The 19,713-nt window shown below is 67.4% G+C and carries 18 protein-coding genes; 7 read left to right on the forward strand and 11 right to left on the reverse strand.

All coding sequences use genetic code 11. The features are described from left to right. Window positions 1-197: 197 nt before the first annotated feature. Entirely contained in the window at window positions 198-1,565 is a 1,368-nt protein-coding gene (purB, locus tag IAE56_RS15735) for an adenylosuccinate lyase (protein ID WP_200753169.1), read from the reverse strand. A gap of 266 nt (window positions 1,566-1,831) precedes the next feature. Here purB and IAE56_RS15740 point away from each other — a divergent pair, with 266 nt between their 5' ends. After that, the gene (locus IAE56_RS15740; RefSeq protein ID WP_200753170.1) at window positions 1,832-3,271 is read left to right on the forward strand and encodes a class II fumarate hydratase; all 1,440 of its coding nucleotides are present in this window, start codon (window positions 1,832-1,834) and stop codon (window positions 3,269-3,271) included. 58 nt (window positions 3,272-3,329) lie between these two features. Here the strand turns inward: IAE56_RS15740 and IAE56_RS15745 are convergent, their stop codons facing one another. The 6 genes from IAE56_RS15745 to IAE56_RS15770 form a co-directional block, all read right to left on the reverse strand. Beyond that, window positions 3,330-3,755: a hypothetical protein gene (locus IAE56_RS15745; RefSeq protein WP_200753171.1), complete on the reverse strand. Its 426-nt coding sequence runs from the start codon at window positions 3,753-3,755 to the stop codon at window positions 3,330-3,332. A gap of 106 nt (window positions 3,756-3,861) precedes the next feature. Further along, on the reverse strand, window positions 3,862-4,500 hold the full coding sequence (locus tag IAE56_RS15750; protein WP_200753172.1) for a hypothetical protein: 639 nt from the start codon (window positions 4,498-4,500) through the stop codon (window positions 3,862-3,864). Between the two features lie 31 nt (window positions 4,501-4,531). Further along, the gene (locus tag IAE56_RS15755) at window positions 4,532-5,419 is read right to left on the reverse strand and encodes a DUF2807 domain-containing protein (RefSeq protein WP_200753173.1); all 888 of its coding nucleotides are present in this window, start codon (window positions 5,417-5,419) and stop codon (window positions 4,532-4,534) included. Window positions 5,420-5,440: 21 nt separating this feature from the next. Then, window positions 5,441-6,466, reverse strand: coding sequence for a hypothetical protein (locus IAE56_RS15760; protein WP_200753174.1), 1,026 nt, complete (start codon window positions 6,464-6,466; stop codon window positions 5,441-5,443). After that, window positions 6,463-7,338 carry an ABC transporter ATP-binding protein gene (locus IAE56_RS15765; RefSeq protein WP_108769286.1) on the reverse strand — a complete coding sequence of 292 codons (876 nt, stop codon included), beginning with the start codon at window positions 7,336-7,338 and terminating at the stop codon, window positions 6,463-6,465. Before IAE56_RS15765 ends, IAE56_RS15760 begins: the two co-directional genes overlap by 4 nt. After that, window positions 7,338-7,697 (reverse strand): GntR family transcriptional regulator, encoded by a 360-nt coding sequence (locus IAE56_RS15770; protein ID WP_150455070.1) that lies wholly within the window; start codon window positions 7,695-7,697, stop codon window positions 7,338-7,340. The genes IAE56_RS15765 and IAE56_RS15770 overlap by 1 nt, the downstream gene beginning before the upstream one ends. Window positions 7,698-8,308: 611 nt before the next feature. Between IAE56_RS15770 and IAE56_RS15775 the strand changes: the two genes are divergently transcribed. The 5 genes from IAE56_RS15775 to IAE56_RS15795 all read left to right on the forward strand — a co-directional run bounded on the left by IAE56_RS15775 (window position 8,309) and on the right by IAE56_RS15795 (window position 12,267). Then, window positions 8,309-8,896 carry a glutathione peroxidase gene (locus IAE56_RS15775; protein ID WP_200753175.1) on the forward strand — a complete coding sequence of 196 codons (588 nt, stop codon included), beginning with the start codon at window positions 8,309-8,311 and terminating at the stop codon, window positions 8,894-8,896. Between the two features lie 95 nt (window positions 8,897-8,991). Beyond that, window positions 8,992-9,969: an FKBP-type peptidyl-prolyl cis-trans isomerase gene (locus tag IAE56_RS15780; RefSeq protein WP_108769283.1), complete on the forward strand. Its 978-nt coding sequence runs from the start codon at window positions 8,992-8,994 to the stop codon at window positions 9,967-9,969. Between the two features lie 22 nt (window positions 9,970-9,991). Continuing rightward, window positions 9,992-11,335: a UDP-glucose/GDP-mannose dehydrogenase family protein gene (locus tag IAE56_RS15785; RefSeq protein ID WP_108769282.1), complete on the forward strand. Its 1,344-nt coding sequence runs from the start codon at window positions 9,992-9,994 to the stop codon at window positions 11,333-11,335. Beyond that, entirely contained in the window at window positions 11,328-11,567 is a 240-nt protein-coding gene (locus IAE56_RS15790) for a SlyX family protein (RefSeq protein ID WP_108769281.1), read from the forward strand. The genes IAE56_RS15785 and IAE56_RS15790 overlap by 8 nt, the downstream gene beginning before the upstream one ends. 10 nt (window positions 11,568-11,577) lie before the next feature. Then, on the forward strand, window positions 11,578-12,267 hold the full coding sequence (locus IAE56_RS15795) for a DUF2058 family protein (protein WP_108769280.1): 690 nt from the start codon (window positions 11,578-11,580) through the stop codon (window positions 12,265-12,267). Between the two features lie 48 nt (window positions 12,268-12,315). Here IAE56_RS15795 and IAE56_RS15800 read toward each other — a convergent pair whose 3' ends face one another. From IAE56_RS15800 to IAE56_RS15815, 4 genes are all read right to left on the reverse strand, one after another. Next, entirely contained in the window at window positions 12,316-13,503 is a 1,188-nt protein-coding gene (locus IAE56_RS15800) for an MFS transporter (protein WP_200753176.1), read from the reverse strand. Between the two features lie 79 nt (window positions 13,504-13,582). Continuing rightward, window positions 13,583-16,267 (reverse strand): methionine synthase, encoded by a 2,685-nt coding sequence (metH, locus tag IAE56_RS15805; RefSeq protein WP_200753177.1) that lies wholly within the window; start codon window positions 16,265-16,267, stop codon window positions 13,583-13,585. Then, window positions 16,264-17,358: a homocysteine S-methyltransferase family protein gene (locus IAE56_RS15810; protein WP_108769276.1), complete on the reverse strand. Its 1,095-nt coding sequence runs from the start codon at window positions 17,356-17,358 to the stop codon at window positions 16,264-16,266. The genes metH and IAE56_RS15810 overlap by 4 nt, the downstream gene beginning before the upstream one ends. A gap of 7 nt (window positions 17,359-17,365) precedes the next feature. After that, the gene (locus IAE56_RS15815; RefSeq protein WP_108769275.1) at window positions 17,366-18,295 is read right to left on the reverse strand and encodes a metalloregulator ArsR/SmtB family transcription factor; all 930 of its coding nucleotides are present in this window, start codon (window positions 18,293-18,295) and stop codon (window positions 17,366-17,368) included. Between the two features lie 163 nt (window positions 18,296-18,458). Here IAE56_RS15815 and IAE56_RS15820 point away from each other — a divergent pair, with 163 nt between their 5' ends. Continuing rightward, window positions 18,459-19,607, forward strand: coding sequence for an acyl-CoA dehydrogenase family protein (locus tag IAE56_RS15820; RefSeq protein WP_200753178.1), 1,149 nt, complete (start codon window positions 18,459-18,461; stop codon window positions 19,605-19,607). The last annotated feature ends 106 nt before the right edge of the window (window positions 19,608-19,713 follow it).

Consider the following 19,713-nt stretch of genomic DNA (forward strand, 5'->3'; position numbering starts at 1 on the left):
CACTGCTTCGCAAGCGCCCGAACGCACAGCCGCCAGCGGCTGGGCCGGACCGCGGAGCGGGGTTCACGGCGTGTCCCGCGAACCCAACCCGCCCCGCCAAGCACGGCATAACCCAGAGCCGCTTTTGACGTTGCCGTTGCCCTGGCAGTAAAGCCTGCCGCAGGCAGCGCACGCGGCCGCCGCCGCAAAGGAAACCCTCAGATTTTGCGCGCCAGCGCCTCAGCCAGACCCGTGTAACTGCCCGGGGTCATCTCACGCAGCGACTGCTTGGCATCCTCCGGCAGCGCCAGCGTCTCCACGAACGCCCGCATCGACTCCGCCGTGATGCCCTGGCCACGGGTCAGCGCCTTCAGCTGCTCGTACGGGTTCGGCAGGCCATGGCGGCGCATCACCGTCTGCACGGCCTCGGCCAGCACTTCCCAGGCCGCATCCAGATCGGCATCCAGGCGCTGCGGGTTCACTTCCAGCTTGCCCAGGCCCTTGGCCAGCGAATCCAGCGCCACCTGGCCGTGGCCGAAGGCGGTGCCCAGTGCGCGCAGCACCGTGGAATCGGTCAGGTCACGCTGCCAGCGGCTGATCGGCAGCTTCGCGCTGAAGTGCTCGAACAGGGCGTTGGCGATGCCGAAGTTGCCCTCGGCATTCTCGAAATCGATCGGGTTGACCTTGTGCGGCATCGTCGACGAACCGACTTCGCCTTCCTTCAGGCGCTGCTTGAAGTAGCCCAGCGAGATGTAGCCCCAGATGTCGCGGGCCAGGTCGATCAGGATGATGTTGGCGCGGCGCGCGGCATCGCCGATCTCGGCGATGTTGTCGTGCGGCTCGATCTGCGTGGTGTACGGGTTGAACACCAGGCCCAGGCTGGTCACGAAGCGCTCGGCGAAGGCCGGCCAGTCCACCGCCGGGTAGCTGGCGACGTGGGCGTTGTAGTTGCCCACCGCACCGTTGATCTTGCCGGTCAGCTCGACCGCGGCGATCTGCCGGCGCTGGCGCTCCAGGCGGGCGACCACGTTGGCCAGCTCCTTGCCCAGGGTGGTCGGCGAGGCGGTCTGGCCGTGGGTGCGCGACAGCATCGGCTGTGCGGCCTGGGCGTGGGCCAGGGTGCGCAGGGTGGCGGCGATGCCGTCCAGGCTCGGCAGCAGCACTTCGCGGCGGGCCTGTTCCAGCATCAGGCCGTAGCTGAGGTTGTTGATGTCTTCGCTGGTGCAGGCGAAATGCACGAATTCCAGCGCCGGGGCCAGCTCGGCGTCGTCCTTCAGCTGTTCCTTGATGAAGTACTCCACCGCCTTGACGTCATGGTTGGTGGTGCGCTCGATCTCCTTCACGCGCGCGGCCTGGGCCGGGGTGAGGTTGGCGGCCAGGGCGCGCAGGCGGGCGGTGGCGGCCTCGGAGAACGCGGCCAGTTCGACGATGCCCGGCTCGGCGCCCAGGGCCAGCAGCCACTCGACCTCGACCGTGATGCGGGCCTTGATCAGGCCGTATTCGGAGAAGATCGGGCGCAGGGCATCGACCTTGCCGGCATAACGGCCATCGAGCGGGGACAGGGCGAGCAGGGCGTAATCGGACATGTCGGCAGGGCTGGGGCGAGCGGCGGGGGCCATATTCTACGACGCTGCGGGCTGCCGCGCTTCGCGCTCGCCGGGCATGGCCCGGCGCTACCGATCGGACGGTGCGACCCATCGGACGGTGCGACCGATCGGACGAAGTGGTCCATTGGCATTGTCCCCTGCTGCGGACAAGGGAGTATCGTTGGCACAGCCGCCAGCCCCGGGAAGCGACCCGCTGCCAGCCGCCGCTTCCCTTTCCCCAACAGAAGTAGTGCGGAGTCGATGCAATGAGCAAAGCTGCAAGCAAGGGTGGAACCGCGAAGTTCCGTATCGAACACGACAGCATGGGCGAGCTGCAGGTGCCCGCTGACGCCCTGTGGGGCGCGCAGACCCAGCGCGCCGTGCAGAATTTCCCGGTGTCGGGCCAGCGCATGCCGCGCGGGTTCATCCGTGCCCTGGGCCTGGTGAAGGGTGCCGCCGCCGGCGTCAACGCCGAGCTGGGCCACCTGCCCAAGGTCGTCGCCAAGGCCATCCAGGTGGCCGCCGCCGAAGTGTCGGCCGGTGACTGGGACGCGCATTTCCCGATCGACGTCTACCAGACCGGCTCGGGCACCTCGTCGAACATGAACGCCAACGAGGTCATCGCCACCCTGGCCAACCGTGCCGGCAAGGCGGGCAAGACCGCGGTGCATCCCAACGACCACGTCAACCAGGGGCAGAGCTCCAATGACGTGATCCCGACCGCGCTGCGCGTGTCGGCGGTGCTGGCCGTGCACGAGCAGCTGCTGCCGGCGCTGGTGCACCTGCGCAAAACCCTGGACAAGAAGGGCCGCAGCCTGCGCAAGGTGGTCAAGACCGGTCGCACCCACCTGATGGATGCGATGCCGCTGACCTTCGAGCAGGAGTTCGGTGCGTGGTCGGCGCAGCTGGCTTCGGCGCAGGAGCGCATCGAGGACAGCCTCAAGCGCGTGCGTCGCCTGCCGCTGGGTGGCACCGCCATCGGCACCGGCATCAATGCCGACCCGCGCTTCGGCGCGCAGGTGGCCAAGGCCCTCAAGCAGCAGACCGGGTTCAAGTTCGACAGCGCCGACAACAAGTTCGAAGGCCTGGCATCGCAGGATGATGCCGTGGAACTGTCCGGCCAGCTCAACGCGCTGGCGGTGGCCCTGATCAAGATCGCCAATGACCTGCGCTGGATGAATGCCGGTCCGCTGGCCGGGCTGGGCGAGATCGAACTGCCGGCCCTGCAGCCGGGCAGCTCGATCATGCCGGGCAAGGTCAATCCGGTCATTCCCGAAGCGACCGTGATGGCCTGCGCGCAGGTGATCGGCCACCACACCGCGATCACCGTGGCCGGCCAGACCGGCAATTTCCAGCTCAACGTGACCCTGCCGCTGATCGCGGTGAACCTGCTCGATGGCATCGGCCTGCTGGCCAACGTGTCCACCCTGCTGGCCGACAGCGCCATCGCCGGGCTGAAGGTGCGCGAGGACCGCGTGGCCGAAGCCCTGGCCCGCAACCCGATCCTGGTGACCGCGCTGAACCCGATCATCGGCTATGAGAAGGCCGCGGCGATCGCCAAGCGTGCCTACAAGGAACAGCGCCCGGTGCTGGATGTGGCGCTGGAGGACAGCGGCCTGGACGAGGCCGAGCTGCGCCGCCTGCTGGATCCGACCGCGCTGACCGCCGGTGGCATCCAGGCCGGTGGCGGTGGCGCCGGCGGCTGATCGGCCGGCATCCACGCATCAAACGAAAACGCCGCCCTTCGGGGCGGCGTTTTTCGTGTCAGCGACGGTCGGCGACGATGTTGCCGAAGGTCTCGGTGTAGTCCTTGAACTCCGGAATGGTCTGCACCAGGTCCGGCGGAATCACCTCCATGCCGTCCGGCGGCTGGATCTTCACCGGCTGCATGTTGGGGTCGGCCGGGGCGGCCACCAGGGTGTTCTGGCGCAGCACCTGCAGCTTGCCGAACATGGTCTGCAGCATCTGCCGCTGGCCATCGTTGAGCGGGATCTGGATCTCATCCACCTTCATCGTGCCGTCGGGCAGGATGATGATGTTCGGCGCCGGCTGGCGACGCACGGTCACCATGCTTTCGCTGACGGAGATCTTGGGCTTGCCGCGCTCGGCGCGGTGGTTGCGGTAGTCCTGGTCGCAGCCGGCCAGGCCCAGGCAGAGCAGGGCGACCAGCAGCAGCAACAGCTTCTTCATGGCGGTTCAATCGGGTGCATCGGGGGCGGCCATTGTAAGCCCGGGCGCCCCGGCGCGGCCGGCAACGGGTCAGGTTGCCGGCCGGGTGCGGCGAAATGTCACAGGCTCAGCGGTTGACGACCTTGTTGGTGTCGCAGTCGTCGATGTCGGACTGGTCCATGTTCGCGTAGGGCTGGAACGCCGGCAGGTCGCGGGCCAGCGCCTGCTGGCTGGCCAGCATCGCCGGCAGGCGGTTGCACAGCTGCTTGGCCTGGGCCTCGATCTTTTCGGCCTCGGCATTGATGCGCTTCTCGATGCCGTCGGTGTCGCCACTGAAAACACCCTTGATCGCTTCGCTGGCGGCGTTGGCGCCGAGCTTGGCACCGGCCACGCCGATCTCCATGCCGTCCTGGGCGATGCCGGTGATATGGCCGCGGTAGTCCAGCAGCTGGTGACGCTGCGCCGGCGTGGTCTGTACTTCCTTGCCGGCGATCAGGAAGCGGCCATCCGGGGTGATCTCCGCGCGGGGCTGCTTGTCCGAGGAAATCTTGATGTTGCCCTTGGCGATCTCCTCGCGCGCCTTGTCGGTGGCTTCCTTGACGGTCTTGCCGATCTCGCCGGTGGCATCGGCCACGGCCTTGCCCGGCGAGGTGTCGGTGGCGGAGGCATCGGCGCCGGAAGACGACGACGAGGAGGACGAGGTGCCGCTACAGGCGATCAGCGGCAGGCACAGCAGGACGGCAGGCATCAGGCGCAGCAGGTTCATGGCGTTCCCCTCAAGGCAATGGATGGATGGCTTACTTGCCGCGCGGCAGGGTGACCTTGCCGCCGATGTCGCGGTGGCGGACCTCGCCGCTGCCGCTGTGGTCGACGGTCAGGTTGCCGCCGGCGCCGTTGACGGTGATGTCGCCCGAGCCGTGGCTGCGCACGTGCACGTTGCCGCCGGTCTGGTCGATGTCCACGTCGCCGGAACCGACCACGCCGATCTCGACGTTGCCCTTCACCTGGCGGAAGCCGATGTCGCCCGAGCCGACCGTCTCCAGGCGGGCGTTGCCGCGCACGTCACTGATCTTCAGGTCGCCCGAACCAACGGTGCCGACCACGGCGTCGCCGCCGATGGTGCGCGCCTTGACGTCGCCCGAGCCCAGCGAGAGCAGGTTGAGCGAGGCGGCGCCCTCGATGTCCAGGTCACCCGAGCCGACCGCCGCGTGCACGCTGCCGCGGGTGCCGCGGGCGATGCCATCACCGGAACCGACGTCCATGCTCAGCGACTGCGCGTTGTCGATGCTGGCATCGCCGGAGCCGATGCGGAACTGCAGCGGCAGGTTGTCCGGCACGCTGCCGCGGATGTCCAGCCACGCATAGCTGTTGCCCATGCTCAGGCCGCTGCGGCCTTCGCGGCGCAGGCTGACCACCAGCTTGTCACCTTCGCGGCGCTGGTCGAGCACCAGCTGGTCCAGCCAGCTCTTGTCCGAGGCGCAGGCGCGGCCGTCCAGCTGGCCGCCACCGGCGTTGGCGATCACCTTCAGGTCGTGCTGGTTGACCTCGAACACCACGGCCTTGGCACCGGCCGCGTCCAGCTTCAGCGAACGCGGCGCGGAGAACTTGCAGTTCGGTGCGTCGGCGGCCTGCACCGACAGCGGCAACAGCAGCAACAGGGCACTACAGGCGAGCAGGGTACGCATGGTGGTCTCTCCGTAAAGGGATCAGATTTCGCCGGCGCGCTTGCGCAGGACGATGGCCAGGACGATGAAGGCGACGCCGAACGCTGCACCGATCCACAGGTCGGGCATGGCCAGGGTCTTCAGCTGCTCGGCCGGGCTCATCAGCGCGGCCAGCGACTCGACGTTCTTGGCCTTGTCGTTCGCGCTGAGGCGGTAGACCAGGTCCACGCCCGGCACCGTGCCCAGCAGCAGGCGGGCGACGATGTGCTGCCAGAACCAGCCGGTGGTCATGTCGAACACATGCATCAGCTTGGTGGTGCTGACGATGATGCCGGCGAACAGCGGCAGCATGACCGCCCACAGGAACGGCTTGCTCTTGGCCCAGGCCGAGCACAGCAGCAGCCAGCCGGCGGTCGGCAGCGCCCACAGCGCGTACACCGGGATGGCGGCGAGCAGGCCGGCGCTCAGGGACACCGGGCTGGCCGGGCCCCAGATCAGCGTGGTCGCGCTGCCGCCGTGGGTGACCGCGACGATGCTGATGATCAGCAGGAAGCCGAACATGGTGGCGACGGCGGCCAGGGTGGCCACCAGCGGTGCCACGATCAGGGCACTGAGCACCTTGGACAGCACGGTCTGGGTGTCCGACAGCGGCAGCGACTTCCAGAACAGGATGCTGCGGTCGCGGCGGTCATCGTACAGGGCACCCAGGCAGTAGAAGAACACCACGAAGGCCAGCACCAGGAAGGGCCAGGCGGAGCTCAGCAGCAGGGTCAGGTCCAGGCCGTTGCCGAGGTCGGCCATGTCCTTGGCGCTGATCTTCTGGGTCAGCAGGGCCAGGTCCAGGCCGTTGATGTTCACGTTCTCGCCGTCGATGTGCAGGCCGCCGTCGCGGGCGGCGCGGTGCAGGGCGAACAGGCCCAGGCCGATGCCCACCGCGCTCATCAGCAGCGAGACGATGCCGGCGATCAGCGGTGCGTAGAGGAAGCCGCCGCGGTTTTCCCAGTATTCGCGCTTGAGCAGCCAGCGCAGGGTGCCTGCGGGGCTGACCGGATGGTTGACGGCATTCATGCGTAGGTCCCCTTCATGACAGCGACGAACAGATCGGCCAGGCCCGCGTTGCGGGTCTCGCCCAGGGTGGAAAGCTGGCTGCGCGGCACGCCGTCATACAGCAGCACGGTCTTGCCGAAGGCCTGGCTGCGCTCGTCGATCGGCTTCAGTGCGCGGGCGGTGTCCAGCTGGTCGGCACCCACCAGCAGTTCGGTATAGCGCTCGCCCACCTCGTCCATTTCCGCGCTGAGCACCACGCGGCCATCGCGGATGAACATCACGTCGCTGAGGATGTGCTCGATCTCTTCCACCTGGTGGGTGGTGACGATGATCGTCTTCTGTTCGTCGAAGTAATCCTCCAGCAGGCGCTGGTAGAACTCCTTGCGGTACAGGATGTCCAGGCCGAGGGTCGGCTCGTCCAGCACCAGCACGCGGGCGTCGATGGCCATCACCAGGGCCAGGTGCAGCTGCACGATCATGCCCTTGGACAGCTCGCGCACGCGCTGCTTCGGCTGCAGCTTGGTGTTGGCCAGGAAGCGTTCGCAGCGGGCGCGGTCGAAGCGCGGGTGCACGCCGGCCACGAAATCGATGGCCTCGCGCACCTTCAGCCAGCGCGGCAGCACGGCCACGTCGGCGATGAAGCAGATGTCCTTCATCAGTTCATCGCGGTGCACGCGCGGGTCGCGGCCCAGCACGGACAGCTCGCCTTCCACCGAAGTCAGGCCGAGGATGGCCTTCAGTGCGGTGGTCTTGCCGGCGCCATTGGGCCCGATCAGGCCGACGATGCGGCCTGCCGGAATGGAGAAGCTGGCGTTGTCGAGGGCAACGGTGTTCTTGTAGGCCTTGCGCAGGCCCTTTGCGGTGATGACGGCGTCGCTTGCTACGGTACTCATCAGATCTTCCCCTGGGGCAGCAATTCGTCGAGGCTCAGGCCCAGGCGCTGGATGCGCTCCAGGACGGCCGGCCATTCTTCATTGAGGAAGCGCTCGCGCTCGCTGCTGCGCAGCTGCGTGGCGGCCGCCTCGGTCATGAACATGCCCAGGCCGCGGCGCTTCTCGACCAGGCCTTCATCGGCCAGTTCCTGGTAGGCGCGCGAAACGGTGATGGGGTTGAGCTGGTAGTCGGCGGCCACCTGGCGCACCGAAGGCAGGGCATCGCCCGGCTTGAGAATTCCGTCGAGCATCATGGCGATCACGCGCTCCTTCAGCTGGCGGTAGATGGGAGCGCCGTCGCTCCACTGGATGTCGCTCATATTCAGCTCCGTGGGGTCAGCGGCTGTGCGAACGAGAAGTACGGCATGGACAGGGAGCTGTGCAGCCGACGCGGGGGAGGGGGAGAGGGTTCGGCGTTCCCGGCCGTGAAGGGTGCTGCGTCCTGCGGGGTGTCGGGGGAGGAGGGCGCCGGTGGCGCCGGCAGGGCCAGCCAGAGCAGGGCCAACAGCGTCGATACGGCGGTGACCGCAGGAGCGGCATGGCGGCGTCGCATCAGGATGTTCATGGTTCCCCCTGTCTCAGGTGACTGGTGTTGTATGCAACTATAACACCGGCACGCTGTCGTGCAAGCCCTGCTTCCACCCAACTGATGGCAGGGGTGGTCACAGTTCCGAAATGTCATCTCAAGTGATTGATCCGACTGGAAAAAAGGCCTCGCACCGCCAGCACGATCCGGCCTGCTTCCATTCAGCAACATCGATGCTATGTCATCAAAGGTGCGCTGGCCGGGCATTCCGGCCGCAGCCGCCACGCCGCGCAAAGTGCCGCCCGCCCTGCAACGGCAGGCGCTCCGGGCCCCGGTGCTATAGTTCGGCCGATTCCCGGCCCGAGCTGGCCGGAGCCCTGAAACAGCTACTGCGGAATGACCCTCATGCCTCTGCCGACTGCTTTCCCGCGCCGCCTCCGCGGCCTGTCCCTGTTGACCGTCCTGGCCTTCGGTCTGGCCGGTTCGGCCACCGCCCTGGCCGCCGACCTGCTCGATGTGAGCTACCGCCCGCTGGCCGGCAAGCAGCAGGTCAACCTGGAAAAGCGCTACCACGGCCAGGTGCTGCTGGTGGTCAACACCGCCAGCAAGTGCGGCTATACCCCGCAGTACGAAGGCCTGGAGGCGCTGCACAAGCAGTACGCCAGCAAGGGCTTTGCCGTGCTCGGCTTCCCGTCGAATGATTTCAAGGGCCAGGAGCCCGGTGACGAGAAGCAGATCCAGGATTTCTGCACGCTGACCTACGGCGTCAAGTTCCCGATGTTCGAGAAGGTGCATGTCACCGGTCCGGAGGCCACGCCGCTGTACCAGCGCCTGACGGCCGCCACCGGCGTCGCCCCGGGCTGGAACTTCCATAAGTACCTGGTCGGCCGCGATGGCAGGGTCATCGCCCAGTTCGCCAGCAAGGTCACCCCGGATGATCCGCAGCTGAAGGCGGCCATCGACAAGGCACTGGCCGCACCGGCCGTGCATTGAATGAAAGCACGCACGCCTCGACATCTCCGGCGTGCGTGCGACAATGATCGTTTCGCGCCGACGTCGGCGCCCAGACACTTCCAGGAATGCAGCGAATGAAGATGGGAATGCGCGGCGCAGCGGCGTCGGTTCTGATTCTGGCGATGGGCACCTCCGGTGTCGCCCTGTCGCAACAACCGGCCGCACCGGCGGCCGCCAAGGAGACCGCAACCTTGAATTCCCCCAAGCAGAAGCTCGGCTACGCCATCGGTCTGGATGTGGCCAAGTCGTTCGCGCCGATCGCCGATGAAATCGACGTGGCTGCCCTGCGTACCGCCGTCGAGCGTTCGTTCGAAGGCCTGCAGCCGCAGATCACCCAGGACCAGGCCAAGGCCACCGATGCGGCCCTGCGCCAGGTCGTGATGGCCCGCAACGGCCAGCAGGTTCCGGGGATGGCCCCGGGCTCGCAGCCGGCCAAGGTCGACCGCGTCAAGGTCGCGCAGATGATCGGTTCGTACTCGATCGGCCCGTCGCTGGCCCAGCTGAAGGACGACATCGACACCGCCTCGCTGTTCGAAGCGATCAGCACCGGCCTGACCAAGGGCCAGCCGAAGATGACCGAAGCCGACGCGACCGCGACCATCCAGTCGTTCATGGGCACCAAGCAGGCTGAAATGCAGGCCAAGGCCGCCCAGGCCGCGCAGACCAACCGTCAGGAAGGCAATGCATTCCTGGCCAAGAACAAGACCCAGCCGGGGGTGGTGACCACCGCCTCGGGCCTGCAGTACCAGGTGATCCGCCCGGGCAGCGGCGAGCGCCCGCTGCCGACCAGCAAGGTGCGCGTGAACTACGAAGGCAAGCTGCTGGACGGCACCGTGTTCGACAGCTCCGCCGGTCGTGGCCCGGCCGAATTTGGCCTGGACCAGGTCATCAAGGGCTGGACCGAGGGCGTCGCCCTGATGCCGGTCGGCTCCAAGTACCGCTTCTGGATCCCGGGCGACCTGGCCTATGGCGAGAACGGCACCCCGGGTGGCCCGATCGGCCCGAACGCCGCACTGACCTTCGACGTCGAGCTGCTGGGCGTCCTGCCGTAAGCCGCCAGGAGTCAGCACGGACATGCGCGTTGCGATTTTCGGTACCGGCTACGTCGGTCTGGTGACAGGTACCTGCCTGGCCGATGCCGGCCACCAGGTCGTCTGCGTGGACATCGACCAGGCAAAGGTCGATGGCCTCAACCAGGGCGTCATCCCGATCTATGAGCCGGGCCTGGAGCCGATGGTGAAGGCCAACCATGCCGCATCGCGGCTGGCGTTCACCACCGATGCCGCAGCGGCCATCGGCCACGGGCAGGTGGTGTTCATCGCCGTCGGCACGCCGCCGGACGAGGATGGCAGCGCCGACCTGCAGTACGTGCTGGCCGTGGCCCGCACCATCGGCCGGCACATCAGCGTGCCGACCGTGGTGGTCAACAAGTCGACGGTGCCGGTGGGCACCGCCGACAAGGTGCGTGCGGCGATCGCCGAAGAGCTGGCTGCGCGTGGCGCGGACATCGCCTTCGACGTGGTGTCCAACCCCGAATTCCTGAAGGAAGGCGATGCGGTCGCGGACTGCATGCGCCCGGACCGCATCATCATCGGCGCCTCCAGCGCCGAATCGGTGGCGGTCATGCGCCGCCTGTACGCACCGTTCAACCGCAACCACGACCGCGTCGTGGAAATGGACGTGCGTTCGGCCGAGCTGACCAAGTACGCCGCCAATGCGATGCTGGCCACCAAGATTTCGTTCATGAACGAAATGGCCAACATCGCCGAGCGCGTCGGCGCCGACATCGAGCAGGTCCGCCAGGGCATCGGTTCGGACCCGCGCATCGGCTGGCATTTCATCTACCCGGGCGCCGGTTACGGTGGCTCGTGCTTCCCCAAGGACGTGCAGGCGCTGGCCCGCACCGCGCAGCAGTACGGCCTGGCGCCGAAGCTGCTGGACGCGGTCGAAGCGGTCAACGAGGCGCAGAAGGGCCACCTGTTCGAGCTCATCCAGCGCCACTACGGCGCGGACGCCAGCCTGCGCGGGAAGACCTTCGCGGTGTGGGGCCTGGCCTTCAAGCCGAACACCGACGACATGCGCGAGGCCTCCAGCCGCCGCCTGCTGGCCCAGTTGTGGGACGCCGGTGCGCGCGTGCGTGCCTACGACCCGGAAGCCACCCATGAAGCGCAGCGCATCTTCGGCCAGCGCGACGACCTGGTGTTCTGCAGCAGTGCCGAAGACGCACTGCAGGGCGCCGATGCGGTGGTCGTGGTGACCGAGTGGAAGCAGTTCCGCAGCCCCGATTTCCAGGCGCTGCATTCGCAGCTGCAGGACGCGGTGGTGTTCGATGGCCGCAACCTGTACGACCCGTCCGAGGTCGAGGCTGCCGGTCTGGCTTACTACGGCATTGGCCGGGGACGTTCGTTGCATGTCTGATTCATCGAGTGAACGCGAGCAGGCGCTGGAAGCGCGCCTGGTCGAACTGGAAATGCGCGTGTCCTTCCAGGAACACGCGCTGGCCGAATTGAGCGATGCGCTGGCCGATGCACGCATGCAGGGCAGCCGCAATGCCGATGTGCTGCGCGTGCTGCTGGAAGACCTGGGCAAGGTCCGCAATGCATTGCATTCTTCTGATCCGGCGAGCGAACCGCCGCCGCCGCACTACTGATCTGATTCCTATGAGCGATACCCTCCGCGACCAGCTGATGGGCCTGGGCTTCAAGCCGGCACCCAAGCCCGAGCGCAAGAATGATGGCCCCCGCCGTGATGGCCGCCCGCAGGGCAAGGGTGGCAATGGCAATGGAAAGCCGCAGGGCGCTGGCAAGGGCGAGCACAAGCCTGGCGAGCGTCGTGGCCACGGTAATGGCGGCGCCGGCAAGCCCGGCAAGCCCGGCCAGTCGCGTGGCCCGGGCCAGCAGGGCCCGCGCAAGCCGCGCAGCGCCGAAGAGATGGACCTGGCCAAGGCCTACGCCATCCGCGCGCAGAAGGAAAAGGAAGAGCGCATCGAGACCGAGCGCCTGAAGCAGGAAGAAGCGCGCCAGCGCCGCGAGGCCAAGGCCAAGCTGGAAGAACTGCTGAAGGACAAGGGTCTCAATGACGAGGCGGCCGACATCGCCCGCCACTTCCCGTATGGCGGCAAGATCAAGCGCATCTACGTGACCGCCGCGCAGCTGACCGCACTCAATGCGGGTGAGCTGGGCGTGGTCCAGCTCAACGGCCGTTACCTGCTGGTGACCGCCGAGCTGCTGGCGCAGTCCGAAGCGGTGTTCGCCGCGTCGGTGGCGCTGAAGGTCGATCCGAACGCGCCGGCCGAGGAAGATCCGTACGCCGATCCGCAGTTCCAGGTGCCGGACGACCTGGTCTGGTAAGGCTGCCTGCAGGATGACGACGACGCCGGGCATTGCCCGGCGTTTTCGTCAGTGCGTGCGGGCCGCGCGGCGCCGTGCGCGGATCAACGGCAGGCTCAGCGCGAAGAAGCACAGCAGGGCGCCGACCAGGGCGAAGCCGCTGCCGGCCAGGAACGCGGTGCGGCCGTTGTCGATGGTCCACAGCTGGCCGGCGATGAGGGCGCCCAGCACGCCACCGACGCCGGACGAGAAGCCGTACAGCAGGCCCTGGCCATGGCCGTTGAGCCGGCCGGGGAAATAGGTCGCCAGCATCTGCATGGCCGCGGCGAAGAACGCGGCGAAGCCCAGCGCGTGTGCGGTCTGTGCCACCAGCATCACCGGCAGGTTTTCCGGGAACAGCGCGGTAACCGCCCAGCGCAGGCAGGAACTGACCAGCGCGATCAGCAGCATCCAGCTGGCGTCGTAGCGGCGGAAGAAGCGGCCGATGGTGAAGAACACGCCCACCTCGAACACCACGCCGATGGTCCACAGCAGGCCGAGGGTGGACGTGCGGTAGCCGTGGTGGTCCATGTAGACCGAGAAGAACGTGTAGTACGGGCCGAACGACAGCTGTTCCATGAACGCGGCGAGGAAGAACGCCAGCACCGGCGGGCGGCGCACGATCTGCCAGAAGCCGCTGGCATCGCCCTCGGTCTTGCCGATATCGCGCGCGTACTGGTTGCTGAAGGCCGAGACCACCAGCAGGGCGAACAGCGGCAGCATCATCCACGGCAGCAGCCCGGCGCGGTTGCCGCTGCCATCGCCTTCGATCAGCCAGCCGAACAGGGTGACGATGGCGATGAAGCCCAGCGAACCCCAGACCCGGATCAGTCCGTAGCGATGGCTGTCACTGCCCAGGTGGGTGAGGGTGATCGACTCGAACTGCGGCATCACCGCGTTGTAGAAGAAGCAGAACACCACCATCGCCGGGTACATCCACGGCTGCGGCAACGGCAGCAGGAACACCGCGAAACTGAGCAGCGTCAGCACGCAGCCCACCCGCAGCAGGCGGATCGGGCGCGGCGAGGCGGCGGCCAGCGTGGTCCAGGTGCTGGGCGCGACCACGCGGGTGGCGTACCACAGGCCCATCATCACGCTGATGGCGGTGACGCTCATCCCGCGCGCGGTGAGGAACAGGCTCCAGTACGGCGTGAAGGCGCCCAGCGCCGCGTAATAGAACAGGTAGAAGCTGGACAGGCGGGCAGCGGGAACGGTCATCGCGGGAATCATGCACGGTAGCGCCGGGCCATGCCCGGCGGAGGTTGAGATACGCCGGGCATGGCCCGGCGCTACCGTCTCATTCGGGGTCGTAGTCGAGGTTGGAGGCCAGCCAGCGCTCGGCCTGGGCGCGGTCGACGCCCTTGCGGCGCGCGTAGTCGCTCACCTGTTCGCGGCTGAGGCGGCCGACCACGAAGTACTGGCTCTGCGGGTGGCTGAAGTAGTAGCCCGACACCGCGGCGGTGGGCAGCATCGCGAAGCTCTCGGTCAGCTCCATGCTGGCGTTCACTTCGGCCTGCAGCAGGTCGAACAGGCGGCGTTTCTCGCTGTGCTCGGGGCAGGCCGGGTAGCCCGGTGCCGGGCGGATGCCGCGGTACTGCTCGTCGATCAGTGCCTCGTTGTCCAGCGTCTCGGCATGGTCGAAGCCCCAGAACTCCGTGCGTACGCGCTGGTGAAGGCGCTCGGCCAGCGCTTCGGCGAAGCGGTCGGCGAGGGCCTTCAGCAGGATCGCGTTGTAGTCGTCGTGGTCGGCCTCGAAGCGCGCCACGTGGGCGTCGATGCCGATGCCGGCGGTCACCGCGAAGGCGCCGATCCAGTCCTGCTGGCCACTGTCGGCCGGGGCGATGAAATCGGCCAGACAGAAATCCGGGCGCTCGGCCGGCTTGTCCACCTGCTGGCGCAGGAAGTGCAGGGTGCTTTCGCCCTGCGGGTGCTGCACGCGCACGTCGTCGCCGACGCTGTTGGCCGGCCACAGGCCGAACACGGCCTTGGCCTGCAGCCACTTCTCGCCGACGATTCGGTCCAGCATCGCGCGGGCGTCGCGGTACAGCTCGCTGGCCTGGGTGCCGACGATCTCGTCAGTGAGGATGGCCGGGTACTTGCCGGCCAGTTCCCAGGCCTGGAAAAACGGGGTCCAGTCGATGTAGTCGACCAGTTCGGCCAGCGGGTAATCATCAAAGACGTGCAGGCCCGGCTGCTTCGGTGCCGGCGGGGTGTAGTTGGCCCAATCGCCCTGGAACTTCTGCCCGCGTGCATGTTCCAGAGAGACCAGGCGCTTGGCATCGCCGCGGTTGCGGTGGCGCGCGCGGATCTCGGCGTAGTCCGCTTCGTTGGCGGCGACGAAGGCCTCGCGCAGGTCGCGCGAGATCAGCGACTGGGCCACGCCGACCGCGCGCGAGGCATCCTTCACCCACACCGTGGGCGCCTTGTAATGCGGGTCGATCTTCAGCGCGGTATGCGCGCGCGAGGTGGTCGCGCCGCCGATCAGCAGCGGCAGGTCGAAGCCCTGGCGCTCCATTTCGCGCGCCACGTGGCTCATCTCCTCCAGCGAGGGCGTGATCAGCCCGGACAGGCCGATCAGGTCCGCGTGGTGTTCGCGCGCGGCGTCGAGGATCTTCTGCGCCGGCACCATCACGCCAAGGTCGACGACCTCGAAGTTGTTGCAGGCCAGGACCACGCCGACGATGTTCTTGCCGATGTCGTGCACATCGCCCTTCACCGTGGCCATGATGATCTTGCCGTTGCTGCGCGCGGTATCGCCGCTGCGAGCCTTCTCCGCTTCGATGTACGGCAGCAGGTAGGCCACCGCCTTCTTCATCACGCGCGCGGATTTCACCACCTGCGGCAGGAACATCTTGCCGGCGCCGAACAGGTCGCCGACCACGTTCATGCCGTCCATCAACGGGCCTTCGATCACATCCAGCGGGCGGCTGGAGGCCTGACGGGCCAGCTCGGTGTCCTCTTCCACGAAGGCATCCAGGCCGTGCACCAGCGCATGCGCCAGGCGCTGCGCAACCGGCTTTTCGCGCCAGGCCAGGTCTTCGGTCTTCGCTGCGCCCTTCTTGCCCTTGTAGCGCTCTGCGATCTCCAGCAGGCGCTCGGTCGAATCGCTGCGGCGATTGAGGATCACATCCTCCACGCGCTCGCGCAGTTCCGGTTCCAGCTCGTCGTAGATCGGCATCGCGCCGGCGTTGACGATGCCCATGTCCATGCCGGCGGCGATGGCGTGGTACAGGAACACCGAATGGATGGCCTGGCGCACCGTCTCATTGCCGCGGAACGAGAACGACACGTTGGAGACGCCGCCGGACACGTGGCAGTGCGGCAGGGTCTGCTTGATGATGCGGGTCGCTTCGATGAAGTCGACCGCATAATTGTCGTGCTCTTCGATGCCCGTGGCGACGGCGAAGATGTTCGGGTCGAAGATGATGTCCTGCGGCGGGAAGCCGATTTCATCGACGAGGATGCGGTAGGCGCGCGTGCAGATCTCGACCTTGCGCGCGCAGGTATCGGCCTGGCCGGCCTCGTCGAAGGCCATCACCACCGCGGCCGCGCCATAGCGCAGCACCTTGCGCGCGTGCTCGCGGAACAGCGCCTCGCCTTCCTTCAGCGAGATCGAGTTGACCACGCTCTTGCCCTGCAGGCATTTCAGGCCCGCCTCGATCACGCTCCACTTGGAGGAATCGACCATCACCGGGATGCGCGCGATGTCCGGCTCGGACATGATCAGGTTGAGGTAGCGGGTCATCGCCGCTTCCGAATCGATCAGGCCCTCGTCCATGTTGACGTCGAGGATCTGCGCGCCGCTGGCCACCTGCTGGCGCGCGACGTCCACCGCTTCCTCGTAGCGGCCTTCCTTGATGAGTTTGCGGAACTGCGCGCTGCCGGTGACGTTGGTGCGCTCGCCGACGTTGACGAACAGCAGGTCCGGGGTGATGACCAGCGGTTCCAGGCCGGACAGGCGGGTATAGGGCGAAGTGCTCATGCGGCCTGCTGCTCCTGTGCGCCGGGCAGGGCGCGCGGTGGCAGGCCGGCCACGGCCTCGGCGATGGCGCGGATATGGTCAGGGGTGGAGCCGCAGCAGCCACCGACCAGGTTCAGCAGGCCGTCCTCGGCGAAGCCACGCAGGGTGGCGGCCATTTCCTCGGGCGTCTCGTCGTACTCGCCGAAGGCATTGGGCAGGCCGGCATTGGGGTGCGCGCTGACATGGCAGTCGGCCACCTGGGACAGGGTTTCCACGTGCGGGCGCATGGCATCGGCACCCAGCGCGCAGTTCAGGCCGATCGACAGCGGGCGCGCATGGGCCAGCGAGGCATGGAATGCATCGGCGGTCTGCCCCGACAGGGTGCGGCCGGACGCATCGGTGATGGTGCCGGAGATCATCACCGGCAGGCGTGCACCGCGCGCATCGAAGGCCTCTTCCAGCGCATACAGCGCGGCCTTGGCGTTGAGCGTGTCGAAGATGGTCTCGACCATCAGGGTGTCGGCGCCGCCATCGATCAGGCCTTCGATGGCTTCGCGGTAGGTGTCGCGCAGTTCGTCGAAGCTGGTGTTGCGGAAGCCGGGATCGTTCACGTCGGGGCTGATCGAGGCGGTGCGGCTGGTCGGCCCGATCACGCCGATGACGAAGCGCGGCTTGTCCGGCGTGGTCGCTTCGACCGCATCGCAGCAGGCGCGGGCGACGGCGGCGCCGGCCTTGTTCAGTTCGTACACCAGGTGTTCGAGGTGGTAGTCGGCCTGGCTGACCGAGGTCGCGTTGAACGTGTTGGTTTCCACCAGGTCCGCGCCGGCCTGCAGGTAGGCGGTGTGGATGTCACCGATGACCTGCGGCCGGGTCAGCAGCAGCAGGTCGTTGTTGCCCTTCAGGTCGTGGCCTTCCGGCGCGCCGTGGTCGCAACCGGGGCCATGGTCGTGGTCGTAGCCGCCGGCGAAACGCTGGCCGCGGTAATCGTCTTCCTGCAGGTTGTGGCGCTGGATCATCGTACCCATCGCACCGTCGATGATCAGGATGCGCTCGCGCAGTGCGGCAAGCAGGGCATGGGCACGTTCGGGATGCAGCCAGGGCAGGGCGGACACGGCGACCTCAGGGCTTGTTGGCGATCAGCGAGATGACTTCAAAATGCGGCGGGCGTTTTTCGCGGGTCACGGTTTCCAGGCTGGAGACCTGCAGGCCGGCCTTGTCGACGAACCTGCGCAGCTCCTTGTCGCTGAAGCCGAGGTTGACGTGGCCATAGGCTTCCACCGCGGCCTTGTGCTCGTGGCGGGCCAGGCTGCACAGCAGCAGGCGGCCGCCCGGGCGCAGCACGCGCGCGGATTCGGCCACGGCCTGCGCCGGCTTGCTGGCGTAGGTCAGGGCGTGCATCAGCACCACCAGGTCGAAGCTGCCATCCTTGAAGGGCAGGGCGTGCATGTCACCTTCGCGCACCTCCACGTTGGGCAGGCGGCGCAGGCGCTCGCTGGCGGCGGCCACCACGCGCGCGCTGGTGTCGATGCAGACGTAGCGGCTGGCGTGCGGGGCCACCAGTTCGGCCAGCACGCCGTCACCGGACGCGATGTCGAGCACGTCGCCGGTCTCCAGCAGCGGCAGCGCGGTGCGGGCCAGGGCTTCCCAGGTGCGGCCCGGCGAGTAGTGGCGTTCCATGTCGCCGGCCACGCTGTCGGCCCAGTTCTGGTCGGCGGCGCGGCTGGCCATCACCGCAGCGACGCGTTCAGCATCCTGGCGCAGCAGTGGATCGTCGCTTCCGTTGCTCAAGGCATGCCACAATGCGCGCTGCGCCGGGTCCAGCTGCGCATCGTCGAAGCGGTAATAGGCCGACACGCCGGCACGGCGGTCGCGGACCAGGCCGGCTTCCTTCAGGCGCGCCAGGTGGGTCGACACCCGCGGCTGCGCCAGCCGGGTGATCGCCGACAGCTCGGCCACGGTCAGCTCTTCCTGTTCCAGCAGCGCCAGCAGGCGCACGCGGGTGGCGTCGGCGAACACCTTCAGGCGGGTCGACCAGTCTTCCAGATCCATAAATATCTACCTATCGCGATATAGAGATATATTCGCCGACGGCAGCGGTTCCGGTCAAGCCGCAACACCCTCCAAGTCAGCCGCCGTTGCCCGGCCCCGGTACAATCGAGCCACCTGGGCGCGCAGTGCGTGGCCCCTATCATCATGTACCTGGGAGGGTGTTGTGGATTTCAGCTTTACTGAAGAGCAGTTGATGCTGCAGGACGTGGCGCGGCGCATCGCGCAGGAGAAGATCGCCCCGAGCGCGGAGCACCATGACCGCACCGGCGAATTTCCGCTTGAAAACATCCGCCTGCTGGGCGAAAACGGCCTGATGGGCATCGAAGTGCCGACCGAGTACGGTGGCGCGGGCATGGACCCGGTGGCCTACGTGCTGGCGATGGTGGAAGTCGCCGCCAGTGATGCGGCGCACTCGACCATCATGTCGGTCAACAATTCGCTGTTCTGCAACGGCATCCTGACCCATGGCAGCGAGGCGCAGAAGCAGAAGTACGTGCGCGCGATCGCCGAAGGCGAGGCCATCGGCGCGTTCGCGCTGACCGAGCCGCAGTCCGGTTCGGATGCCACCGCCATGCGCTGCCGCGCGGTCAAGCAGGCCGACGGCACCTATGTCATCAACGGCAAGAAGAGCTGGATCACCTCCGGCCCGGTGGCCAAGTACATCGTGCTGTTCGCGATGAGCGAGCCGGACAAGGGCGCGCGCGGCATCACCGCCTTCCTGATCGACACCGACAACGCCGGCTTCGGCCGCGGCAAGACCGAGCCGAAGCTGGGCATCCGTGCCTCGGCCACCTGCGAGATCGAGTTCAACGACTACGTGGCCCAGGCCGACGACTTGCTCGGCCAGGAAGGCGAGGGCTTCAAGATCGCCATGGGCGTGCTCGACGCCGGTCGCATCGGCATTGCGTCGCAGGCCATCGGTATCGCCCGTGCCGCCTATGAAGCGACCCTGGAATACGTGAAGGACCGCAAGGCCTTCGGTGCCGCCATCGGTACCTTCCAGATGACCCAGGCGAAGATCGCCGACATGAAGTGCAAGCTGGACGCCGCCCTGCTGCTGACCCTGCGCGCGGCGTGGGTGAAGGGCGAAGGCAAGCGTTTCAGCAACGAAGCGGCCATCGCCAAGCTGACTGCTTCGGAAGCCGCGATGTGGATCACCCACCAGGCCGTGCAGATCCACGGCGGCATGGGCTATTCCAAGGAAATGCCGCTGGAGCGCTACTTCCGTGATGCCAAGATCACCGAGATCTACGAAGGTACCTCGGAAATCCAGCGCCTGGTGATTGCCCGCAACGAGACGGGCCTGCGCTGAGTTCGAGTGGAGGGGGCCCCCCCCCCGGGGGGGGGGGCCGGGGGGCCCCCCCCCCCCGGACCGCGTACCCTGTTGTCTCCGTAGCGGCATCAAGGACCGATCCCGT

Origin of the sequence: Stenotrophomonas sp. S41, assembly GCF_016624625.1 — a bacterium.
Taxonomy (GTDB): domain Bacteria; phylum Pseudomonadota; class Gammaproteobacteria; order Xanthomonadales; family Xanthomonadaceae; genus Stenotrophomonas.

Excerpts from the sequence above, each read along its gene's own strand:
- purB (WP_200753169.1), bottom strand. The coding sequence starts at position 1,565 with ATGTCCGATTACGCCCTGCTCGCCCTGTCCCCGCTCGATGGCCGTTAT.
- IAE56_RS15740 (WP_200753170.1), top strand. The coding sequence starts at position 1,832 with ATGAGCAAAGCTGCAAGCAAGGGTGGAACCGCGAAGTTCCGTATCGAA.
- IAE56_RS15745 (WP_200753171.1), bottom strand. The coding sequence starts at position 3,755 with ATGAAGAAGCTGTTGCTGCTGCTGGTCGCCCTGCTCTGCCTGGGCCTG.
- IAE56_RS15750 (WP_200753172.1), bottom strand. The coding sequence starts at position 4,500 with ATGAACCTGCTGCGCCTGATGCCTGCCGTCCTGCTGTGCCTGCCGCTG.
- IAE56_RS15755 (WP_200753173.1), bottom strand. The coding sequence starts at position 5,419 with ATGCGTACCCTGCTCGCCTGTAGTGCCCTGTTGCTGCTGTTGCCGCTG.
- IAE56_RS15760 (WP_200753174.1), bottom strand. The coding sequence starts at position 6,466 with ATGAATGCCGTCAACCATCCGGTCAGCCCCGCAGGCACCCTGCGCTGG.
- IAE56_RS15765 (WP_108769286.1), bottom strand. The coding sequence starts at position 7,338 with ATGAGTACCGTAGCAAGCGACGCCGTCATCACCGCAAAGGGCCTGCGC.
- IAE56_RS15770 (WP_150455070.1), bottom strand. The coding sequence starts at position 7,697 with ATGAGCGACATCCAGTGGAGCGACGGCGCTCCCATCTACCGCCAGCTG.
- IAE56_RS15775 (WP_200753175.1), top strand. The coding sequence starts at position 8,309 with ATGCCTCTGCCGACTGCTTTCCCGCGCCGCCTCCGCGGCCTGTCCCTG.
- IAE56_RS15780 (WP_108769283.1), top strand. The coding sequence starts at position 8,992 with ATGAAGATGGGAATGCGCGGCGCAGCGGCGTCGGTTCTGATTCTGGCG.
- IAE56_RS15785 (WP_108769282.1), top strand. The coding sequence starts at position 9,992 with ATGCGCGTTGCGATTTTCGGTACCGGCTACGTCGGTCTGGTGACAGGT.
- IAE56_RS15790 (WP_108769281.1), top strand. The coding sequence starts at position 11,328 with ATGTCTGATTCATCGAGTGAACGCGAGCAGGCGCTGGAAGCGCGCCTG.
- IAE56_RS15795 (WP_108769280.1), top strand. The coding sequence starts at position 11,578 with ATGAGCGATACCCTCCGCGACCAGCTGATGGGCCTGGGCTTCAAGCCG.
- IAE56_RS15800 (WP_200753176.1), bottom strand. The coding sequence starts at position 13,503 with ATGACCGTTCCCGCTGCCCGCCTGTCCAGCTTCTACCTGTTCTATTAC.
- metH (WP_200753177.1), bottom strand. The coding sequence starts at position 16,267 with ATGAGCACTTCGCCCTATACCCGCCTGTCCGGCCTGGAACCGCTGGTC.
- IAE56_RS15815 (WP_108769275.1), bottom strand. The coding sequence starts at position 18,295 with ATGGATCTGGAAGACTGGTCGACCCGCCTGAAGGTGTTCGCCGACGCC.